Source organism: Niastella sp. sgz303648, from assembly GCF_059587045.1.
On sequence record NZ_JCAPSW010000018.1, the window covers coordinates 1 to 20,828 of the forward strand.

12 protein-coding genes are annotated in these 20,828 nt (G+C 44.0%); 9 read left to right on the plus strand and 3 right to left on the minus strand.

The genetic code is table 11. The features are described 5' to 3' along the window. The first annotated feature begins 379 nt into the window (after positions 1-379). The 5 genes from AC59IL_RS32860 (at position 380) to AC59IL_RS32880 (ending at position 7,481) form a co-directional block, all read left to right on the plus strand. A complete protein-coding gene (locus tag AC59IL_RS32860) occupies positions 380-2,263 on the plus strand; it encodes a glycoside hydrolase family 97 protein (RefSeq protein ID WP_496556493.1) in 1,884 nt (627 codons plus the stop codon). 249 nt (positions 2,264-2,512) lie between these two features. Then, positions 2,513-4,555 (plus strand): glucosidase family protein, encoded by a 2,043-nt coding sequence (locus tag AC59IL_RS32865; protein ID WP_496556494.1) that lies wholly within the window; start codon positions 2,513-2,515, stop codon positions 4,553-4,555. A 251-nt stretch (positions 4,556-4,806) separates the two neighbouring features. Beyond that, positions 4,807-5,343 carry a DUF5063 domain-containing protein gene (locus tag AC59IL_RS32870; protein ID WP_496556495.1) on the plus strand — a complete coding sequence of 179 codons (537 nt, stop codon included), beginning with the start codon at positions 4,807-4,809 and terminating at the stop codon, positions 5,341-5,343. 344 nt (positions 5,344-5,687) lie between these two features. Continuing rightward, entirely contained in the window at positions 5,688-6,578 is an 891-nt protein-coding gene (locus tag AC59IL_RS32875; protein ID WP_496556496.1) for a tetratricopeptide repeat protein, read from the plus strand. A gap of 30 nt (positions 6,579-6,608) precedes the next feature. Next, the gene (locus AC59IL_RS32880; RefSeq protein WP_496556497.1) at positions 6,609-7,481 is read left to right on the plus strand and encodes a hypothetical protein; all 873 of its coding nucleotides are present in this window, start codon (positions 6,609-6,611) and stop codon (positions 7,479-7,481) included. 8 nt (positions 7,482-7,489) lie between these two features. Here AC59IL_RS32880 and AC59IL_RS32885 read toward each other — a convergent pair whose 3' ends face one another. Continuing rightward, complete coding sequence (locus tag AC59IL_RS32885; protein ID WP_496556498.1) at positions 7,490-8,689, minus strand: alginate lyase family protein; 1,200 nt, start codon at positions 8,687-8,689, stop codon at positions 7,490-7,492. Positions 8,690-8,831: 142 nt separating this feature from the next. Beyond that, complete coding sequence (locus AC59IL_RS32890; RefSeq protein WP_496556499.1) at positions 8,832-10,940, minus strand: alpha-galactosidase; 2,109 nt, start codon at positions 10,938-10,940, stop codon at positions 8,832-8,834. A gap of 381 nt (positions 10,941-11,321) precedes the next feature. Between AC59IL_RS32890 and AC59IL_RS32895 the strand changes: the two genes are divergently transcribed. Beyond that, on the plus strand, positions 11,322-11,735 hold the full coding sequence (locus tag AC59IL_RS32895) for a hypothetical protein (protein WP_496556500.1): 414 nt from the start codon (positions 11,322-11,324) through the stop codon (positions 11,733-11,735). 110 nt (positions 11,736-11,845) lie between these two features. Here the strand turns inward: AC59IL_RS32895 and AC59IL_RS32900 are convergent, their stop codons facing one another. Continuing rightward, a complete protein-coding gene (locus tag AC59IL_RS32900) occupies positions 11,846-12,424 on the minus strand; it encodes a hypothetical protein (RefSeq protein WP_496556501.1) in 579 nt (192 codons plus the stop codon). Between the two features lie 541 nt (positions 12,425-12,965). Between AC59IL_RS32900 and AC59IL_RS32905 the strand changes: the two genes are divergently transcribed. From AC59IL_RS32905 to AC59IL_RS32915, 3 genes are all read left to right on the plus strand, one after another. Continuing rightward, positions 12,966-15,401, plus strand: a complete 2,436-nt coding sequence (locus AC59IL_RS32905) for a glycoside hydrolase family 3 N-terminal domain-containing protein (protein WP_496556502.1) — start codon at positions 12,966-12,968, stop codon at positions 15,399-15,401. A 100-nt stretch (positions 15,402-15,501) separates the two neighbouring features. Then, positions 15,502-17,958 carry a glycoside hydrolase family 2 TIM barrel-domain containing protein gene (locus AC59IL_RS32910; RefSeq protein WP_496556503.1) on the plus strand — a complete coding sequence of 819 codons (2,457 nt, stop codon included), beginning with the start codon at positions 15,502-15,504 and terminating at the stop codon, positions 17,956-17,958. A 62-nt stretch (positions 17,959-18,020) separates the two neighbouring features. Then, complete coding sequence (locus tag AC59IL_RS32915; RefSeq protein WP_496556504.1) at positions 18,021-20,621, plus strand: glycoside hydrolase family 95 protein; 2,601 nt, start codon at positions 18,021-18,023, stop codon at positions 20,619-20,621. Positions 20,622-20,828 lie beyond the last annotated feature (207 nt).

The following is a 20,828-nucleotide window of genomic DNA, read 5'->3' on the forward strand; positions in this document are numbered from 1 at the left end:
ATACTTAGTACCTAAATATGTAAAGTGATTTCAGGACGAGACACGTACGGCAAGCATAGGGCAAGGATACGACAACTATACGGTACTGGTACGGAGCAACCCCGGAGCAACCCGGGGGCAAGGAGGGAGCATCTACGGGTGAAATACGGGAAAGATACGGCTGAAATACGGCCGGGATACGGCACCAATACGAGTGGGATACGGCAACTATACGGCACAGATAGAGCACGGTTAGGGAGTGGATAGGGGAACAGGCAGGATGGGGGAATGATAGGGCAACTTCACTGCCAGAATAGCTGAATGGTTTGCTAATCAATTAAATATAACTTCGTTTAAATAGTTGTTGTTTCGTTTTTGTATCAAACCAAGTTACGGCTATATGAAAAAAGCATTGCTCATCGTTTATGTGGTTTTCTTTATATTGCCTTCATCGAAAGCCTTACCTTCCGACACATTAATTATTACAAGTCCCGACAAACAAATTCAATTCAAACTTTTTGAACAGCAAAATCAGTTGCAGTATGCCGTTACCTGTAAAAGTATTCCGGTAGTGGCAAACTCACCCATAATAATGTTGTTGAATGATCAACAAATAAAAACTGCTGTTACATCCAAAAGCATACAGCGCTATCAGCTTAACGAGCAATACCCATGGTGGGGTGCGCATGCTATGGCCATCAATCAATGCAATGGGGCAAAAATCACCTTACAGCGGCAGCAACAGGCCGATACCTTCGAAGTGCGTGTATTTAATGATGGCGTTGCATTCAGAATAATAAGTGCGGGCGCTGCCGGCGCCAGCCGCGTACCCGATGAGGCCACTGTATTTAATTTGCCTGCCGGCAGTACACTGTGGTATCACGATCTTGAAATGCATTATGAAGGCATACACGTAAAAAAAGAAATCAGCCAGGTAAAAGCGGGTGAATGGGTGGCGCCGCCTGCCACGTATAAATTGCCGCAGGGATATTATGCATCCATAACAGAAGCTAATCTGGTAAATTATGCAGGCATGGGATTGCAGGCCAATGGCGCCAATGGGTTGGTAGTACGACTGGCCCATCATCAGCGACCATCTTATCCCTACCGGTTACGGTACTCCGCCGAAGATACCCTGCGCCTGCAGCAACCGGCTGCTATAAAAGGAACAATTGTTACGCCGTGGCGAGTGGTGATCATCGGCGCCGATCTGAATCAACTGGTGAACAGCGACATTGTGCCCAATCTTTGTCCGCCGCCCGATAAAAAATTATTTCCCGAAGGATTACAAACAGCCTGGTTGCAACCTGGCCGTGCTGTTTGGAAATACCTCGATGGGGGAGGCGAAGGCTCTTTTGAAGTAATGAAAAAATTTACCGATGGAGCCGCTGCACTGGGGTTTGAACATAATATTCTCGAAGGATTCTGGTCCCGCTGGGGCGGCGATACCCTACGGCAACTTATCGATTATTCACGACAGAAAAAAGTAGGCATCTGGCTTTGGAAACATTCAAAGTCGTTGCGCAATGCTGCTGAGCGGCAGGCATTTTTTAAACGATGCCACGAGTTGGGCGTTACCGGTTTAAAGATCGATTTCTTTGATCATGAAGCCAAAGAAACGATCGATCTGTATGCCGACATTTTGCGCGAAGCGGCTCAATACCATTTACTGCTCGATTTTCATGGCGCTAATAAGCCCACAGGCTTAGCCCGTACATGGCCTAATTCACTTACCTATGAAGCGGTTAAAGGAATGGAATCGAGCCGGCTTACCGACAGGGCCACGCACGAAACTACCATACCATTCACCCGTTTTTTTGCAGGACCTGCTGAGTATACGGTGATGCTTTTTACCGACCGCCGGCAAAACACCACCTGGGCACATCAGATTGCCAGCGCTGCTGTATTAAGCGCTCCGCTGCTTACTTATGCCGCTCAGCCTGCCAGTATGTTATCGAATCCGGCTGTTGAAGTCATTAAACATATTCCGGCTGTTTGGGATGAAACCATTGTGTTGCCACCATCAGAAATTGGTGAGCTGGCTGTTTATGCGCGCCGGAAAGGAAATAACTGGTTTGTAGCCGTTATGAATGGAAATACACCAAAGAAAATAACCATACCCCTACACTTTTTAAAAACCGGAAATTATAGCACAACCATTGTGAAAGATGATGGCGATAATTCGGCATCTGTTGTGATAGAACATAAAAATTATTCAGCCGGTGATAGTATTGAATTAAACCTTGTAGCTGGCGGCGGGTATATTGCTGAGTTGGTGAAATGAGTTTTTCGCGCAAAGGCTAAGGGAAGGGTCCCGTTAGGGACCTGATGTTGGTAGCAAAAACATTCGGGTTGTGATAGTCCCGTAGGGACGAAACGTGAGCAATTGTTTATAAACGTCATTTCACAACATCCGATGTTTCGTCCCTACGGGACGTACGTGGCGCATTTGCATCTTTACCAACATTATGTGCCTTACGGCACAGCTGTGAGGATTTTTCAAAAATTAAAATCATAACGACCTTTTATAATTATGTCAAGAATTATTTGTTTCATAGCATTCATCAGCATTACGGTTACAACATATTCTCAACAATCCTTACCCCTTCAGCAGGATCGCTGGCGAATTTTACCCGATGGCAGTATTGAATGGCCCATCGATAACCGTCTGCCCCATAATGATCATGTTGAAATGAGCGGCGAAAAAATTTCGATGTGGGTGCAGTATGGCGTGAATGCAGATAGTTCGCCAACGCTCAATCGAACTTTTGTTTTTCCAACCTTCAGGTTATTACCGGTACGCACCATCGCCAGCATGACGTACAATATAACGGATGGCGATTTGCCCCGCTTTTTAATCAACGATCACCTGTTGAAAGCCGGTGTGTACAATGCCGCAGTAACAACCGACCAGCCCGAAAAAGTTACCACTATAAAGCAAAAAGGCCTGTTGACGATAAACAGTGAAATTGGTAATAACAAACAAATGACATTACATCGTACCCTGTTTCCATCGACCAATAAACCGGTGGCCATTGAAAAATGGGTATTCACCAACACCGGTAAACAACCGGTAAACATTGAAATGGAGTACCTGTATCGCGAGGTTCGTCCGGCTGCCGAACGAACAACGCCGGTGCAGCATAGTTTTATCGTATCTACCGTAAATGAAGGATTAAAAACCGTAGCGCCCGGCGACTCGGTACAGTTTGCCATTCTTTACCAGGCCATCGATAAAAATAATCCTGTTGCTGCTGTTGATATCAACGCAGAACAATTAGCACGGCAACAACGCGTGCAGGATATTTTATCACTGATGCAGCTCGAAACTCCCGATCCTGTATTAAATACTGCTTTTGCTTTTGCAAAGATCCGTGCCACAGAAAGCATTTATAAAACAAAAGGCGGTTATTTACACGGCCCCGGCGGATTGCGTTACTATGCCGCCATTTGGGCCAACGATCAGGCAGAATACATCAATCCCTTTTTTGCGATGCTGGGCGATGAAACCGGTAATAAATCGGCTATGAATGCCTATCGCTGGTTTGCCCGGTATATGAATCCTGATTACAAGCCTATTCCCAGTTCAATCATTGCCGAAGGCGATGCCACCTGGCATGGCGCCAAAGACAGGGGCGATATGGCCATGATTGCCTATGGCGCTTCGCGATATGCGCTCACCTACGGTAATATTGATTCAGCCCGTGTATTATGGCCATTGATTGAATGGTGTCTTGAGTATTTAAAACGGCAGATAAATGAAAGTGGAGTAGTGGCCAGCAACAGCGATGAACTGGAAGGACGTTTTCCCGCAGGTAAAGCCAATTTAAATACAAGTGCATTGTATTACGATGCGCTTCGCTCGGCCGCCATGCTGGGAAAATTATTAAATGTGTCAAAGGAACAAATAAGCCGGTACGCCAATGAGGCGCAGGTAATGCATGCTAATATTGAAAAGTTTTTTGGCGCCACAGTAGACGGATTTAAAACCTATCGATACTATGCAGGTAACGATACGCTGCGCGCCTGGATATGCACGCCGTTAACGGTTGATATTTTCGACCGGAAAGAGGGAACCATTGCGGCCTTGTTTTCGCCCCGTTTGTGGACGCAGGACGGCCTTGCCTCTCTTGCAGGTAACACCACCTTCTGGGACCGCAGCACTTTGTATGCATTGCGTGGTGTGCTGGCTGCTGGTGAAACAGAAAAGGCTATGCAGTTTTTACGCTACTATTCACAACGAAGATTGCTGGGCGAGCATGTGCCTTATCCGGTAGAAGCTTACCCCGAAGGCAATCAGCGACATTTGTCGGCCGAAAGTGGTTTGTATTGTCGTATTTACACCGAAGGATTGTTTGGCATGCGGCCTGTTGCCTTTAATAGTTTTGAATGTTCGCCCCGGCTACCCAATGGCTGGAACCAGATGGCCCTTCGCAACGTGCATTCATTTGGAACGGTGTTCGACATAACTGTAAACAGGGCGCAGGCAGGTAAGCTTTCTATAACTATTAAAAAAGGAGATAAGGAAAAGAAGTATGTAATGAAGGAAGGAACTACGTTGACAATTCAGTTGTGATGGTGAGTGGTGAGTGGTGAGTGGTGAATGGTCAATGGTGAATGGCAGGCGTCGACCGTATATTCACTATTTGATTTCGTAGGTATACGATGAAGTAAAATGTATTTAAACATATACATATTTGAAAACATAAGTATATTCCTGTAAAACAGCTTCCTTCCTGCGTTTTGGCACAATAAGGGTATAAACAGGCATCATTTTTGGTTATTAATGGATGCAACCATTATTAATAACCGCTATTTGAGAAGAAAGTGCCACTGTCTGACAAGATATTAGTTTCCAAAATTATAGCGACCAACGAGTTCACAAGCTTTATTGATGCCGCTAAAAAGTACTGTTCTTTCATTGAAACATATGAGGCAGATACACCAAGGAATTTTATTCTGCTTACACAAAATCACCTGCTTACATTATACAACCTCGGCAACTCAATGATGATCATCGAGGAAAAGAGCGATAAAAAATTCGATAACCGGCTTGATGACATTGAATTTCAGAAATCACTTCATTTTATAGCCGACAGGTTATGGGATTATCGCTATTACTGGTATGTGTTTGATCCCACAGTGCGTAAAAAGGATACGGGCATTGTGTATGGCGATTTGTATGAAGATCTGGGCGCCATTTATAAATACCTTAAACAATCACTCCAGTTGTATGGTATGAAATCGAACGATGCCAAACAAAATGCTATCTGGGATTTTAAATGGCATTTCGACACGCATTGGAGCGGTAACTGCGCCAACGCTATATGTGCTGTTCATTATTTTTTGCAAAAGAAAAAGTGATGCCACTGATGTTCGCTTCGCTCACCCTCGCTACGCGAGATGTTTTGCCACGGATTACACAGATGAACACAGATATGTTTCGGCTACAACATCAAAACTAATAGTCGTCATTCATTTATACTAAATTATACAGAATTATACAGTCATTTATTTTGACTCTTGTTATAACGGTTGAAATGACCTGATTATATATGTATTAATCCGTGTTAATCTGTGCAATCTGTGGCAAATTTGTTTTCGTGGCGCCGAAGGCGATACCCCTGAAATCAGTGGCAACCACTCAACATTCTTAATTATGTAATCCGTAGCAAACTTTGTAGATTTGGTCACCCCAAAACCCTAAAATGGCGAAACAATTTTACCTATTGTTTTCTCTTTTCATTGCTGGTCAATCTTTTGCGCAAAATTTTAAATCGCAGTTTAGCAAACTGACGGCCGAAAAAGATACTGCGGCGCAAATGCAGTTGCTTCAAAACTGGCAACAGGCAACACCTGATGATGCAGAATTATATGTTGCCTGGTTTAATTACTACTTTTCGTTAAGCAAAAAAGAAATGGTGCGTTTCGGCTCAGACCCGCAGCAATCACAGTCAATTGAAATAAAAGACAGCACAGAGAATACCATTGGGTATTTGTCTGACGACTTCGATTACGATTCCAGCCTGCTCGAAAATGGTTTTCAGTATATAAACACAGGCATAACCAAATATCCTGCACGACTCGATATGCGGTTTGGTAAAGTATATGCGCTTGGAGAAATTGAACATTACGAAGAATTTACCAATGAGATCATTAAAACGATTCACCAGGCCGACCGTATAAAAAATCAATGGCTGTGGACAGACAATAAAAAAGTAAACCATCCCGATCGTTTTTTATTAAGTACTATTCAGCAATATGTGGTGCAATTGTACAACGCAGGCGACGATCAGTTGCAGAGAATGCGAAGGATTGCCGAAGCTGTTTTGAAATATTACCCCAATCATGTTGAGAGTCTTTCTAATCTGGCTATTACATATGGTTTGCAACAGAATTATGATCGTGCGCTGGAAGCATTGCTGAAGGCCGAAAAAATTGCTCCCCGCGATGCGATTGTATTGAACAATATTGCCGCGATGTACGAAAGAAAAGGCGATAAACTAAATGCCATAAAATATTATGAGCTTACCGCAAAGCTCGGAGACGAAGACGCCAGAAATGCGGCTACGCAAAAGCTGAAAGAGTTAAAGAATTAACCGCAGCCTGTCTTTATCGCAAACCATATTATGAAAACGTTCATTACTGTCGTACTACTTACAGTCGTATGCAACTGCTGGTGCCAGCAATCTATAACATTTCCGGTGGTTTTGGGGGAGGTTCGCTATAACTGGAAATCTATTGAGAAAAAAGTACCCAGGCCAGATGTTGATAGGTTTATAAAGGCATTTCCAGAGGAATTTGGAGCATACCGGTATCAGCAATCCTGGAATTTAGACAGCCTTGCAAATGACCTTCATTTTATTGACGTTAATGCAGATGGAAAACCGGACGTTATTTTCGATGGACAAGGCCCCGGAGAGGGAAGATTGATTGAAATATATATGCGAAATGAAAAGGGATATAAAAAACTGCTTTCTGAATATCAGGGTATAGCGAAAATTGACTGGGAGGGAGCAAAAATAAAGCGACTATATATCTACGATTGGGGCTGTTGCGCTGCTTATACTCAAACGAATAGAATTTTTGAAATAAATTATGATCAGCCGGCACCGGCTGTTAAACAAATTTATCAGAGTATATGCATTTTAATGAGTAAGCAGCCGGCGCCGGATAGTTTGTTTCAGCAACCCATTCGTTTTGAAGTGCTGAATGATAAGTATAATATACGCGGTGAACCTAAAGTTGACGATACTGCGATATATATCTGGCATATAGAATCGAACAAAAAAATAATAGATCCAGGAAATACCATAGGAAAGTTGCCCAAAGGATCATTGGGCACAGCCTTAGGAAAAAGCACGGATGCCACCGGACGTGTATGGTGGTATGTTGAAATGGACGTGCAATATAAACCTGAAAAGGATGTTTTTTATGTTGGAAATAAATTCCCGACACATGTTATCGGCTGGATCAGCAGCCGGTTTGTTAAGGTGCTGTAATGAAATGTCTAATTATATAATAAATCAATCGTCACGTCATTCACTTCACTATTGAGCTGCTTTGCAATAGCTGCATATTTTGCATCATTATAAGCTACGGAAGCCTGCAACAACAATGAATAAATATTATTCTTTTTGTATTCGCTGATTTGCTGGTACGTCCATTGTTTTTGACCAAGCGCGTAGGGCAGCACCCAGTCGAATGCGGTGCGGATAGAAGCCTGCTGCTGATTCATATATTGCCACAGATTAATGCCTGCATGTTGAGCCAGTGTGGCCACTCTGAACCATGCCTGCAAATTAAAAGTGCTATAGCCCAGTCCGTTGGTGCGGTCGAGTTCGAGTTGCATTTTTCCTTCTTTATCAATTTGCGAATCCATACGTTTTTTACTTTCTTCAACCAGCTCTTTTGTTTTGGCCGTATTGCCGGTGAATAAGGCAAAGTCAATGGCCTGTGCATAATACCAGGTACCATGATTATTTTTTGCGGCATGCTCTTCATTACCGTTTTTGCTGGTTAGCATCCAGTTCAGGTATTGCGCATACCATTGCTGTAAAGATTTAAAATCAGCATCGGTGAATGAGGCCGATCCTTTGAGCAATCCCGCTGCATCGGCAATGCCGGTCAATGAAATTGTTTCTATAATACCAATACCGCGTCCGTTATTAATACCGGGTATTGCCTGTGCAAAATTCAGATTGGGGTTCATTTTGGTGGCGTCGTTCAAAAACCAGTGGCGTAATAATTCGGAAGCTTTGGCGGCATATTTTTCTTCGCCGGTACAGTACCAGGCAAGCGCCAGGGTGCGACAGGCATTATCTACCTCACCCAAATTTTTATGATCGGTTATTTTATTGATTTCGGGATTGCGCACGCCATCTCTGCGCATGTAGGGCAAACCATTGGGTTTGCTGCTGTCGTACCAGAAATAGGGCGCCTGGCTCATGTAATCGTGTTTGTCGCCGCTAACAGGTGTAAAGGCTTTATCTAAAACCGAAACCGGCTTCATATTCAGTAATTCATTGGCTTGTTTGCGTAACCTGCTCACCAGCTCAAGTGTAGCGGCATCTTTTTGTTGTATTTTTTGTTTAAGTGCTGTGAGCCTGCCGGCATCTATTACGAATACCTGTGGTGTTTGTGCAATGGTTTTATTACATAGATGGGTAGTGAGCAGAACGAAAGTTAATTGTAACAATAATTTTTTCATATGGTAAATTGTTCTTTAAAAATTGCTGAAACGAATTGTTGCAGTATAAGCGTGCGACGCAACGGAAGTTAAATAGTTGTACAAAAAGCTTGTACCATATCTGTATTCCATTTTCAAATTATCAAATTTTCAAATTGGCACATTACTCTTCCGTGATCTCAAAAACATTGCTCGTTAATGATGTAACCCGGCCGGCTGTCAGGTTCAGTCCCACCGTCATCAGGTATTCGCCGGTAAACACTTTGTCATTGTCTGGATTGTTCGGTTTGGTACCGGGAAAAAGATTGATTTCTTTAAACCTGTATTTTTTCTGCGGATCAAGTCCCTGCAACTGCACACGGGAGAAAATATCTTTCCGCCGAATGTTTAAAATATAATTGAATAAAATGGCCCTGCTTTTATTTTCATTTACATATAGGAGAACCGACCTGTTTTCGTCGTACGGCGAAATAATCCGGTACAGATCGCCAAACCATATTACATCATTAATGCGCTTATAGGTTTGCACAGCCTCTTTGCTGAACTGTAATTCCTGCGGCGTAAATTCATTTACCCTGATATCGTAACCCAGTTTACCGGTCATGGCCACATCGGTTCTGAATTTGAGCGATTGGCCTTTGCCCATGCTGGTTATATGTGCGGCAATAGTATTGGCAGGAAAGAAATACGAATAACCCCATTGTATAAAAATACGTTCAAGGCCATCGGTATTATCGCTGGGCCAGAATTCGGTAAAGTATTTCAAAGCGCCGTAATCGGTACGGCCGCCACCACCCGAGCACAACATGATCGGCAGGCGCGGATACTTTGCCCTGATCCTGTCTAATACCTTGTACAAACAGCGTGTATACTCGATAAATAAATGTGATTGTTTTTCTTTCAGGTAAGAAGAATAGGCATTCGTCATGCTGCGGTTGCAATCCCACTTAATAAACGCCACGCCCGGATTTTTGGTAAGCATATTGTCGACAATAGAAAAAACGAAATCCTGTACTTTGGGATTGGTTAAATCGAGCACCAGCTGATTGCGGGCCAGGTTCTCGGCGCGATTGGGTAAGCGCAATATCCAATCGGGGTGTTGTTGATAGAGCTCGCTTTTGGGGTTTACCATTTCCGGTTCAAGCCAGATGCCGAATTTGATGCCTTTTTTTTCTGCTTCTTTTACCAGATATTCAATGCCGTTAGGAAGTTTGCTTTTATTTTCCTGCCAGTCGCCCAGGCCGGCCTTATCATCATTGCGGGGAAATGCATTTCCGAACCATCCATCATCCAGTAAAAACAGGTCAACGCCCAGTTGTTTGGCTTCGTCGAACAACTCTGTAAGTTTGGTTTCATTAAAGTTGAAATAGGTAGCTTCCCAGTTGTTCAGTAATGTTAAACGGGGGCCATGGCCATCGAGCACGGCATAGTTACGGGCCCAGCGGTGCAAATTGCGGCTTGCCTGTCCTTTACCATGCGCTGAGTAAGTGAATATGAAATCAGGCGTGGTAAAAACTTCACCGGGTTGCAGTGTATAATCCGATGCAAAGGGATTGATGCCCGAACGAACGCGCAACCCATTGCGTTGATCAACTTCAAACGTAAACTGAAAATTGCCTGTCCAGCCAAGTGTTCCGGCAATCAGTTCACCGTTTGTTTCGGTAGCCGGTTCATTCAATGAAAGAAAAAATGCAGGCGTTTGATAAAAATTGGCCCGGGTGCCCAGTTTACTTTCAATGCTTTTGATGCCGTTGGTTAATTTTTCTTCAACCATATTTACTTCTTTTGCCCAATCGCCATGAAACTGGGTGAGCCAGTAATTGTCGGCATTGAAGTGCAGCATGCCCGAAGCATATTGGGTAAGACGAACCGGTTTTTTTTCGTGGTGCTGTATGGTTGCATTGCAGGTAATAACATCTTCATTAATATAAAGCGTGTATTGCAGCACAACTTCTACCGGATAGGCTGAATCTTTTAAAATGATGCGGGTAGTGCTGACATTGTCTTTTTTTTCGGTGGTATGCGATGCATAGGTTAATTCGAGTGAAGGATTGCCATCGGCATGTACCAGGCGAATGGCGGGTTCAAACTGGTTTTCCATGCCGGCTGTGAGGTAAACTTCACGGCCGCCGGATAACTTTTCATATTCTGCCGGGGTGGCAAATTTGGGTCCGAGGTACGATTGGTATAGGCGGTGATTATTGCCAACGGTGAGTACAAGGCTGGTGTTTTTTGTTTCGAGCACAATCGGCGCCTGGGCATGGACTGCCACAACAGCTGCAATACAATTTATAAAAAACAGCAGGACGAATTTTATCATATGACTTAGCTGAAATCGGTTGAATGATATGTGATTATATGTAATGTGAAAATACAATATTGGTATTAATACAGGAAGCTGCCTGTACAAAGGAAAATAACGCTGTGGTTATGTGTACATGGCTGGTTATCTAATTATTCAATCATATTAGCAAAGGTTAGGCGATTGCAGCGGGCACGCTTATTTTCTTATTTGCACGGTTATTGCTTAAATCAACGCACTTATTAATTCATATAACATATACAAAAGGTATAGGATATATTTGCGACCGGAAAAGTATACGTTTTGCATTGCCTTTTAAATAATCACTGTTAAGACCTTAAAAAACCGACCATGAGAATACAATTATTTGCCGGTATAATGCTGGTAGCATCAGCATGCTGGATGGCGTGCAAAAAATCGAAAAATGATGATACAGAAGCGCCCCTGGTTAAAATTGATGAAACAAAAATTACCGATATAGAATGGAAATCGGAAAGTAGAGGAACACCGTGGTATATATTGCGGTTCAATTCTGACAAAACGGGTTATCAGAAAAACATCAGGGACTCGTCAACTTCTACTTATTTCACCTACGATTTCAATTGGTCGGTAGTTGGTAAAGATTCAATAAAGATCAGTTATACCACTTATTGGCCCGTTACCTTCAAAATTTATGCGATCCACGATACCATGCTGGTCATGAACAACTGGATTGCCGGAGGAGTTGACGATAAAACAAAGTGCAATTATTTTGGGCATAAGTAGCGGCCGGAAGCATTTTGGGATTTAGCAATTTAGAGATTTTGAGATTTTCTTATGCGGTATCACCAAAACAAATCTCAAAATCTCTAAATCTCAAAATCAGTAATCGGAATTTACTCATCCTTCCTGCCTTCATTCAGCTCATCGTTATCGCCGCTGCCCAGGCTGTAATAATCGTTTTCTTCATCGTCAATATCGGTGTCGTCAACAGGTAAATCCAGATCGTCGCCGGTGCTGTCTTCATTCACTGCTGCCTCGTTTAAAGGATCGCCGTCCATATCGGTATCGTCTAAGCCTTCTTTTCTGATCAGTTCATCTTCATTCATGTCCATATCCTGATCAGGATCGCCCAGCAATTCAAGGTCTTCAGCGGTTACGTCGGCTTCGGTGCCCATAACGATCTTAACATCGTCTTCCTCTTCGAGTATATCTTTTCCTTCACTGATACCTTCTTCATCATCCGACGAAATGGTAGTGTCGGCCATTTCGCCCGGTACGCCGGCATTTACAATATTTTCCTGGCCGGGTATATCCGATACATCCGGTATCTCTGTATAGGAGCCATCCTGTTTCAATTTTTCTTCATTCAGTCTGTTAGATGCTTTGGCTGTTTGCTCCTGGTCGAATGAAGGTGTATTATCAGTTGATGGGCTATTGATTTTCTCTTTTTTCGGAGTTTTTGTTCTTGCCATAACACAGTTTTTTTTAGAATTTATAAAAAAACTATGCCGCATGATCCCCCGGGCAACTGACTGAATAACAGGGGGGAATAAACAGGCAAACGGGCAGTAAAATGGCGAGTGGGGAGTGGCGAGTGGGAAGGAAATAGGCAATTGGCAAATGGGAATGTCAGAGCAGCTTTGGCCCGTAGTGACATAATATTGGTAGATATGAATAAATTATCGGTACCTGTGCCGTTAGGCACGAAACATAATTGAATGCCCAATAATATTCGATTTTGTTAATTCAATCGATTTTCATCAATGTTATGCGGTAGGGGATATCGTCTGCCAATTGGGCGGGTGATATAAATTCTAATGATTTTTTCTGCCTACATTTTGTGCCTAACGGCACTAATGCCAACTGCCAACTGCCAACTGCAAATCCTGCTTATTTATTGGCTAAATAGAATGAATTGTTTAGCTGAATGCTTTACGGTATTCGCCTTAATTTTCAGGTTTCCCGCCATCACCTGTTCGTAACGATTGTATTTTATTTATTGAAATTTTAAATATGAGAATGATCTGTACAGTAAGAAGGAACGGTTTTTTGAAAATCAGTGCTGTTTTTTTGTTCACCGCTTCTTCTTTTGTTGCTGTTGCGCAAACAAAACCCTCTATTTATCATGGCACGTGGATCGACTTCAATAAAAACGGTAAAAAAGATGTGTTTGAAGATCCGGCCCAGCCGGTTGACAAAAGGGTAGAAGACCTGTTGTCGCAAATGTCGCTCGACGAAAAAAGCTGCCAGATGGCAACGCTCTACGGCTATAAGCGGGTACTGAAAGATGAAATGCCAACGCCTGAATGGAAGAACGAAGTGTGGAAAGACGGCATTGCCAATATTGATGAGGAATTGAACAGTTTACCTTTTAATATCAAAGCAAAAACTGATTATTCCTATCCCTTTAGCAAACACGCCCAGGCCATCAATACCGTTCAAAAATGGTTTGTTGAGGAAACGCGCCTCGGAATTCCGGTTGATTTTACCAATGAAGGCATTCACGGTCTTTGCCATGATCGCGCCACGCCGCTTCCGGCGCCAATTTCAATCGGCAATACATGGAACCGCGACCTGGTGCGCAGGGCAGGTGAAATAGTTGGTCGCGAAGCAAAAGCCCTTGGTTATACAAATATATACGCGCCTATTCTTGATCCGGCCCGCGATCCGCGCTGGGGCCGTACCGTTGAATGTTATGGCGAAGATCCTTTTTTAATTGCCGAGTTGGGTAAACAAATGACCCTCGGCATTCAAAGCAATGGCATTGCCGCTACCCTCAAACATTTTGCGGTGTACAGTATGCCCAAAGGAGGCCGCGATGGCAATGCCCGCACCGACCCGCATGTGGCGCCGCGCGAAATGCACCAGTTGTACCTGTATCCGTTTCAACGAGTGATAAAAGAAGCTCATGCACTTGGTGTTATGAGCAGCTATAACGATTGGGATGGTGTGCCCATTACCGGTAGTCATTATTTTTTAACGGAGCTGTTGCGGCAAAAATTCGGGTTTAACGGGTATGTTGTATCCGATAGCAAAGCCGTGGAATTTATTTACAGCAAACACCATGTGGCGCCCGATTTTAAAGATGCAACCCGGCAGGCGGTGGAGGCAGGGTTAAACGTATGGACCAATTTCGATCCACCCGAAATTTATATAAAAAATATTCGCGACCTCGTAAAAGAAGGAAAATTATCAATAGAAACGGTTAATGAAAGAGTGCGTGATGTATTGCGCGTGAAAATGCTGGTAGGCTTGTTCGATCAGCCTTATGTGGCCAATCCGGCTTTGTCAGATAAAACAGTACATACTCCTAAAGATGAAGAGCTGAGTGTACAGATCAACCGCGAGTCGATGGTGCTGTTAAAAAATAAAAGCAACCTGTTGCCCCTCAACAGAAATAACATCAAAAACATACTGGTAACCGGTCCGCTGGCCGACGCCGTGAATTATGCCATGAGCCGGTACGGCCCCAATAACAATCCCATTACTTCGATATTAAAAGGTGTAACACAATCGGCAGGGAAAAATATCACCGTTGACTATGCCAAAGGCTGTGATGTGATAAATGAAGGCTGGCCCGAAACGGAGATCATACCCACTCCATTAACCGAAAAAGAACAGGCCGGCATCAATGAAGCCGTGGCCAAAGCAAAACAAAGCGATGTTATTATCGCTGTTTTGGGTGAAGATGAAAAATGTGTGGGCGAAAGCTTGTCGCGCACTTCGCTCGATTTGCCCGGCCGCCAACAACAATTACTGCAGGCTTTGAACGAAACCGGTAAACCCGTTGTGCTGGTACTGATCAACGGACAACCCTTAACCATTAACTGGGCCGACCGTTTTGTACCTGCAATTTTGGAAGCATGGTTCCCCGGCCCTTCGGGCGGACAGGTAATTGGCGAAACCCTGTTTGGCGATTATAACCCCGGTGGCAAATTATCGATCACCTTCCCAAAAACAACCGGACAAATTGAATTGAACTTTCCCTTTAAACCCGGCTCACAGGCCGATCAGCCAACCGATGGCCCCAATGGTTATGGTAAAACCAGCGTAAACGGACCCTTGTATTGTTTTGGGTACGGATTAAGCTATACCTCGTTTGAATACAGCAATCTGATCATTACACCCGAAACGCAGGGAGCGCAGGGTTCTTTTTCTATATCGGTAGATGTTCAAAATACAGGCAAACTGGCGGGTGACGAAGTGGTGCAACTGTATGTAAAAGATAAGCTGAGCAGCGTAACTGTATATGAAACCGTACTGCGTGGTTTTGACCGGGTGCATTTGCAGCCGCAGGAAAAGAAAACCATTCACTTTACACTTTCGCCCGACGATCTGGCCATATTGGATAAAAATATGAACTGGCTGGTTGAACCCGGTGAATTTGACATACTCATAGGAAGCTCATCGAAAGATATTCGGTTGCAAAAGACTGTTACGGTAAAGTAGTAAGTTGAAAAGTTGACCAGTTAACCAGTTAACCTGTTAACTGATCAACTAATATTGTCAATTGAGCAAATGACGTACTTGGTTAAATAACAGGGAAAAAATGAAGATAAAAAGTTTGTTTATTGTATTGATTGTATTGTGGTGTGAACAGATAATGGCGCAGCAGTCGATGAGACTGACAGGTAACTGGGAATTTTTAAAACAAGACGTAGGCGGAATCTGGGAAATTGTTCGCCCGGTTGGTAAGGGTAACCCCGAAAGCGTACCGCTATGGCAAACGGTACAGTTGCCGCATTGTGTAAATGCCGAAGATGCTGTTGACCCCGATGTAAATTATTACCAGGGGCCCGCATGGTACCGTTCGCAACTCGAAATTCGCAACCCGTATAACAACGGCCGTACCCTGCTTTTTTTTGAAGGCGCCGGACAGAAAACAGATGTATATGTATACACAACAAAAGTAGGGTCGCATACCGGCGGGTACGACGAATGGGCGGTAGACATTACCGATGCGGTAGAGGCATTTCGTAAAACCGAGGTTTGTCAAAAGCAATTTAAAGGAAAAATACCTGTTGCCATTCGTACAGATAATTCGCGAGACCTTGAAATGATTCCCTCGAATTTGTCGGATTTTAATGTATACGGTGGCCTTTACCGGTATCTTAATCTCGTGTATACACCTGCTGTTTCCATTGATAAATTATTTGCAAAAGCAGAAACTGACAAAACAGGGGAAACGGGAAATGTACAGGTGTCAACACGATTGTACAATCCTGTTGCTGTAGCCGGTGCGCGTGTTGTTGTAAAGTTGATGGATCCACAGGGTAAATTATTACAGCAAAAAGAAATACAACCTAACAATTTACAGGGCGATATTCACCTTACTGATTTTGCAGTAAAAACGCCACAATTGTGGTCACCCTCAAAACCTGCATTATATACGGTAGAAGCCACTGTTACTTCGCCGGAAGGCAGCTATGTAAGAAGCGAAAAAATTGGGTTTCGTTATTTTGAATTTGCCGATCACGGTCCGTTTTTATTAAATGGGCAACGATTATTGCTGCGTGGTACCCATCGCCATGAAGATCATGCCGGCGTGGCAGCTGCCATGACCGAAGATATGATGCGCCGTGAAATGATCATGATGAAAGAAATGGGTGTGAATTTCATCCGGCTCGGGCATTATCAGCAGTCGCGCATTATTTTGAATTTGTGCGATAGCCTCGGCATTTTTGTTTGGGAAGAAATTCCCTGGTGCCGCGGCGGCCTCGGTGGCGAGATATACCAGGCACAGGCAAAGCGAATGCTCACCAACATGATCGAACAACATTATAATCATGCTGCTGTGATCATATGGGGTATGGGGAATGAGAACGATTGGCCTGGTGATTTTCCTGAGTTTGATAAAGAAAAGATCCGCAGCTTTATGAAAAGTTTGAACGATCTTTCGCATCAGCTCGATCCTTCACGTAAAACCGCTATTCGCCGTTGTGATTTTTGTAAAGATATCGTCGACGTGTATTCGCCATCCATCTGGGCGGGCTGGTATCGGGGCATTTTTACCGAATACAAACAGGCGAGTGAAGAAGAGTTTAAAAAAGTAAATCATTTTCTGCATGTGGAGTGGGGTGGCGATAGTCATGCCCGCCGTCATTCAGAAAACCCCGACAAAGCTTTGCAGGTTGTTAAAACTGGCAATGGGGCCGATGAAAGGGCGGGAGATGCCAGTTTATATGGCGGCGCCGCGCGGGTTTCAAAAGATGGCGACTGGAGCGAAACCTACATTTGCAATCTCATCGACTGGCATTTAAAAGAACAGGAAACCATGCCCTGGTTAACCGGTTCGGCCCAATGGCCTTTCAAAGATTTTTCAACACCTGTTCGTCCTGATAATCCCATTCCATACATGAATCAAAAAGGTGTAGTAGAAAGGGATCTCACCAAAAAAGAAGCGTATTACGTATTTCAATCATACTGGACGACCCAGCCCATGGCGCATATTTACGGACATTCATGGCCGGTACGATGGGGCAGCGAAGGCGAAGAAAAAATGATAAAAGTGTATTCTAATTGTGCCGAAGCCGAATTGTTCGTAAACGGCAAAAGCTATGGAGTAAAGAAAAGGAACAGCCAGGATTTTCCGGCTGCAGGATTGCGGTGGAATGTACCTTTCAGTAAAGGCATGAGCCAGGTAAAAGTAATTGCCCGTAATGGAAAAACGGTTGTGGCCGATTCAATCAGCTTTCAATATCAAACCGAAAAATGGGGTAAGCCGGCTAAGTTGTTACTGGAAAAAATAAGCGAAGAAAACGGTATTGCCACTGTACAGGTTAAAATAACAGACAAAAATAATGTGGCTTGTCTGGATGCCGCCAACTGGATTCGTTTTGGTTTAACCGGCGATGGAAAGCTCATCGATAACCAGGGAACCGATACCGGCTCACGGTATGTGCAGGCATACAATGGCCGTGCTATTATTCGGGTGCAAACCAATGGTGGTAAGTCGGTGGTGAGTGCTAAGAGTGAAGGATTGACAACTGTATTTACAGATCTGTAAAGATGTACCACACTTTCAAAGTGTGGCACATCTCAAAGTGTGGCACATCTCAAAATAAACATATGAGATTTAATACAACGATATTTTGTTTTTTTCTGCTTGCTAACATTGCTGTGCATGCGCAAACAGGCAATGACCCCAACCTCAAACTTTGGTTCAACAAACCTGCCGTTGCCTGGGAAGAAGCCCTTCCGCTTGGTAATGGAAAAACAGGTGCTATGGTATTTGGAGGTGTTGGTACAGAACGCCTGCAGTTAAATGACAACACATTGTGGTCGGGATATCCCGAGGCTGGTAATAATGCCAATGGACCATCTGTATTGCCACAGGTGCGGCAGGCCGTATTTGACGGCGATTACGAAAAAGCAGCCGCCTTATGGAAAAAAATGCAGGGCCCGTATTCTGCTCGTTATCTGCCCATGGCCGATCTGTGGTGGCATTTGAATTTGAATGATTCGGTACCCACAACTTATTACCGTGACCTGGATCTGAATAATGCAGTGGCCACCGTTAAGTATAAAACAGGAGGAGTAACTTATCAGCGCGAAACGTTTATCAGTTATCCTTCGCATGTTTTGGTGATGCGCATTACTGCCGATAAAAAAGGCGCGATCAATGGAAGTCTTGCATTGACAAGCAAATTAAAATACTTAGTAAAAACTGCTGCCGCCGATTACCTTTTGCTGCAGGGTAAAGCGCCTAAGTTTGTTGCCAACAGAGATTATGAACCACAGCAGGTGGTGTATGATACGTTGGAAAAAACGGGTCAGTCTGTTAAGGGAAACTCAACCTTTCCCGGTGAAGGAATGAACTTTGAGGTGCATGTTAAAATAAAGACCGAGGGTGGCAAAGTGCAACAACAAGGCGATAAGCTGGTGGTAAGCGGCGCCAATGCCATTACAATTTATTTGTCGGATGCTACCAGTTTTAATGGTTTTGATAAGTCGCCCGGTTTTGATGGAAAAGATCCATCGGTTGAAGCCAAAGCTAATTTGCAAAAAGCACTTCGGCTAACTTATGAACAACTAAAGCAGGCGCATATACGCGATTACCAGTCGTTATTTAAACGCGTTGCATTAAAATTGAATGACGGATCTCAGGATGCCACAAAATTACCGACAGATGAACGATTGAAAAAATATGCAGCCGCCCCAATCGATCAGCAATTACAGGTATTATATTATCAGTTTGGCCGCTACCTGCTGATTGCCAGTTCAAGGCCCGGCTCACGGCCTGCCAATTTGCAAGGCATATGGAACGACCAGGTAAAACCACCATGGGGCAGTAACTATACCACCAACATCAACACCGAAATGAATTACTGGCTGGCTGAGAACACCAATTTGAGTGAATGCCATCAGCCCTTATTCAGTTTCTTAAAAGAAATGGCGGTGAATGGAGCGCAAACAGCAAAAGTAAATTACAATATACAGGAAGGATGGGTAGCGCATCACAATTCAGACCTATGGGCAAAAACATCACCGCCCGGTGGCTACGAATGTGACCCGCGTGGTATGCCGCGCTGGAGTTGCTGGCCAATGGCAGGCGCCTGGATGTGCACGCACCTGTGGGAACATTATTTATACACCGGTGATGAAGCATTTTTAAAAAATGCATGGCCTGTGATGAAAGGAGCTGCACAATTCATGTTGCACTGGTTGATTAATGATCCTTCGAATGGCTATCTGATCACCAACCCGTCTACTTCACCCGAAAACACCATGAAAATAAATGGTAAAGAGTACCAGGTGGGTGCGGCCACTACTATGGACATGAGCATTATTCGCGAACTGTTTACTGCTGCTATTAAAACAAGCAGTGTGCTTAAAACGGATGAAACATTTCGCGATCAGTTAATAAAGGCCAAAGAAAAATTGTATCCGTTTCATATTGGTCAATACGGACAATTGCAGGAATGGTATAAAGACTGGGACGATCCGAATGATAAGCATCGACATTTGTCGCATTTATTTGGATTGTATCCCGGTAGTCAGATCAATCCTTCTACTACGCCCGATCTGGCAGCGGCCGCCAAACAATCGCTTATATTTCGCGGTGATGTAAGCACCGGCTGGTCGATGGCATGGAAAATAAACTGGTGGGCCCGTTTACAGGATGGCAACCATGCCTACAAAATTTTAAGCGATGCATTCACCTATATCGATCCAACCGTAACAAGAGATGCCATGAGCGGCGGCGGTACCTATCCCAATTTATTCGATGCACATCCGCCTTTTCAGATCGATGGCAATTTTGGCGCTACTGCCGGTATAACCGAAATGTTGCTGCAAAGCAATAATGGCGAACTGGCCTTGTTGCCCGCATTGCCTGATGCATGGAAGAACGGATCAATAAGTGGAATTAAAGCGCGCGGCAATTTTACCGTAACCTTAATATGGCAGCAGGGAAAGTTGACAAAGTCAGCTATTTTCAGTGCATTGGGCGGTCCATGTCGTGTAAGCGCCCTGCAACCAATAAAAGTCATTGAAGCGTCTTCAAAAGCGGCAGCAGGCAATAATGCGAACAGGCTGAATACATCGTACGGACAGCCGCCTTACGAAAGAAACCAGCAGGCGAAAGGGACAGATTTGACAATACCACAGCGGTATACCATAGATTTTGTGACGGAGAAGGGGAAGACGTATACGGTGGTTCCGCTGTAAATGTTGAGTGGTTGATAAGTTGAAAAAGTTAACAGGTTGAAAGGTTAACTGGTTGAAAAGATGAGGGGATGAATGATTTTTAGAACGTGCGTCCCGTTAGGGACGTGATGTTGGTAGAACCAACGTGATTGTGGAATCGTCCCGTCAGGGACGCAATGCCGGTAGGGCCGGTATACGTGAGTACCACGGAAGTACCAGGAGAGTAGT